This window comes from Bacillus sp. 7894-2 (genome assembly GCF_002272225.1).
Lineage (GTDB): Bacteria > Bacillota > Bacilli > Bacillales > Cytobacillaceae > Cytobacillus.
In genome coordinates this window covers 1-2,836 of sequence record NZ_NPDG01000034.1, presented here as the reverse complement: position 1 = coordinate 2,836, position 2,836 = coordinate 1, and the positions used below count along the sequence as shown (strand labels likewise).

The following is a 2,836-nucleotide window of genomic DNA, read 5'->3' as shown; positions in this document are numbered from 1 at the left end:
CCGCTTTTCTATTCTGCTCCACAGCAGTTCTTATATTTCTTGCCGCTGCCGCAGATGCATTGGTCGTTGCGTCCGACATCCATCTGTTTAACGACAGGTTTTTTCTTAACCTTTTCACCGTCTTCTTTCGGGTTGACGGCCTGGCCTTTGGCCACTTCCTGGCGCTCGAGGTTGTTGCGGATTTCAGCTTTCATGATGTACTTGGCTACATCCTCTTCAATGGATGCAATCATGTTTTCAAACATGGCAAAGCCTTCTCCCTGGTACTCACGGAGCGGATCTGTCTGGCCATACGCACGCAGATGGATTCCCTGGCGAAGCTGATCCATTGCGTCGATGTGATCCATCCACTTGGAGTCAACGGCACGAAGCACGATAACTTTCTCAAATTCACGCATCTGCTCAGGGCTAAGCATTTCTTCTTTTTCATTATAGCGTTCTTTAACCTTGGCAAAAATGGTTTCGGCGATTTCCTCTGTATCTTTGCCGCGGATGTCATTTACAGTAAGATCACCTTCATTCAGAAGGTTGCCATTTACATAGTCAATGATACCCTGCAGGTTCCAGTTTTCCTCATCTTCATGCCCTGGTGCATATCCTTCTACATTGCGCTGGATGCTGGTCATGATCATCTTTTCTACAATCTCTCTCAAGTTCTCAGACTCCAGAACTTCGTTACGCTGACCATAAAGAATCTCACGCTGCTGACGAAGAACATCGTCGTAAGAAAGAAGCTGTTTACGGGCATCGAAGTTGTTGCCCTCAACGCGTTTTTGCGCAGATTCCACAGCTCTTGAAACCATTTTACTCTGGATTGGCTGAGTGTCATCCATTCCAAGGCGTTCCATCATCGATTTCATATTGTCAGAACCGAAGCGGCGCATCAATTCATCTTCCATGGAAAGGTAGAATTGCGTGACACCCGGATCTCCCTGACGTCCGGAACGTCCGCGGAGCTGATTATCAATACGTCTGCTTTCATGACGCTCTGTACCAATAACGCAAAGACCGCCAATTTCCTTTACACCTTCACCTAGCTTGATATCCGTACCGCGACCTGCCATGTTTGTGGCAATCGTTACAGCACCCTGCTTACCGGCATCCAGGATAATTTCCGCTTCACGGCCGTGGTTCTTTGCATTTAGGACGTTATGCGGAACACCTTTTTTGCTCAGGTATTTAGAGATGATTTCAGATGTTTCGATCGCCACTGTACCGACGAGCACAGGCTGTCCTTTTTTATGACGCTCGGCAATATCTTCTACGACAGCACGGAATTTGCCATCCATTGTGGCATAAATTAAATCTGCTCTGTCGTCACGGGCGATCGGACGGTTTGTCGGAATCACCACAACATTCATATTGTAGATATTTCGGAATTCCTCTTCTTCCGTTTTCGCCGTACCAGTCATACCGGCGAGCTTTTCGTACATACGGAAATAGTTCTGGAAGGTAATAGTAGCAAGGGTCATGCTTTCGTTCTGGATTTCAAGGCCTTCCTTCGCTTCGATCGCCTGGTGAAGCCCATCGCTGTATCGGCGGCCCTTCATCAGACGGCCGGTAAATTGGTCAACGATGACAATTTCATCATCCTGAACGACATAATCGACATCCAGGTGCATGCTGGAATGTGCCTTTAGTGCCTGTGTAATATGGTGGTTAAGTGCAACATGCGAAATGTCGAAAAGGTTATCGATTCCAAAAGCCTTCTCTGCTTTTGTCATCCCTTCTTCAGTCAGCTGCACGCCTTTTGTTTTTTCATCATACGTAAAATCTTCGTCTTTTTTCAGGCGGCTGACAAACGCATTGGCCTGAATATAAAGCTGTGTAGACTTTTGGGCTGAGCCGGAAATGATCAGCGGTGTACGCGCTTCGTCAATAAGAATGGAGTCAACCTCATCGATTACAGCATAGTGAAGAGGACGCTGGACCTTCTGCTCTTTGTAAAGAACCATGTTATCGCGAAGGTAATCAAACCCAAGCTCATTGTTAGTGCTGTATGTGATGTCAGCCGCATAGGCAGCCTGTTTTTCTTCTTTGGAAAGACCGTTTAAATTAAGACCAACAGTCAGGCCAAGGAATTCGTAGAGCTGACCCATTTCAGTGGCGTCACGGCTTGCGAGGTATTCGTTGACCGTTACTACGTGCACGCCTTTTCCTGTTAAGGCATTAAGGTAAACCGGCATAGTTGCAGTCAGAGTTTTACCTTCACCCGTTTTCATCTCGGAAATGTTTCCGTCATGAAGGGAAATCCCCCCCATTAACTGAACCGGATATGGATATAAGCCAAGAACGCGCTTCGCTGCTTCACGGACAACCGCAAATGCTTCAGTCAGCAGATCATCAACTTTTTCGCCCTTTTGATAGCGGGCTTTGAATTCTTCCGTTTTCTCGCGCAGCTGCTCGTCCGATAATTTTTCCATATCAGATGCAAGGGCATCGATTTCTTCTGCCATTTTGGTGAGGCGTTTTATTTCGCGTTTATTTTGATCAAACACTTTATTTAAAATCCCAAGCATTAAAAACGCTCCTTTATGTTGGATATGGCAGCTCTTTATCCAGGGCTGGACATATCTGATTTCATAGTTAATATCATTGCACAGGTAGTAATAAATTCGCTATTTCCCGGCAGAATCCTCCCATGAAAATTCACATTATTTCTTATTAATATTACCACTTTGAGAGGGGGGTGACAACTTATGCCGCATGCGGGGTTAATCGAGGGCGTTTAAGTTTGATGATAGGGGTGTTGGTTTCGGGTCGGCGGCTGGGTGCGGAGTTAGCTTGGGTTCTGACTCAGGATGGCTTTTTACCAGGGCTGTGTCCGAAGTTGGGC

Annotated in this window: 1 protein-coding gene; it reads right to left on the bottom strand. The window is 46.4% G+C overall.

From position 1 onward, the window contains the following. Positions 1 to 8 precede the first annotated feature (8 nt). Positions 9 to 2,519, bottom strand: a complete 2,511-nt coding sequence (gene secA / locus CHI10_RS06150) for a preprotein translocase subunit SecA (RefSeq protein ID WP_095243438.1) — start codon at positions 2,517 to 2,519, stop codon at positions 9 to 11. Positions 2,520 to 2,836: the final 317 nt, after the last annotated feature.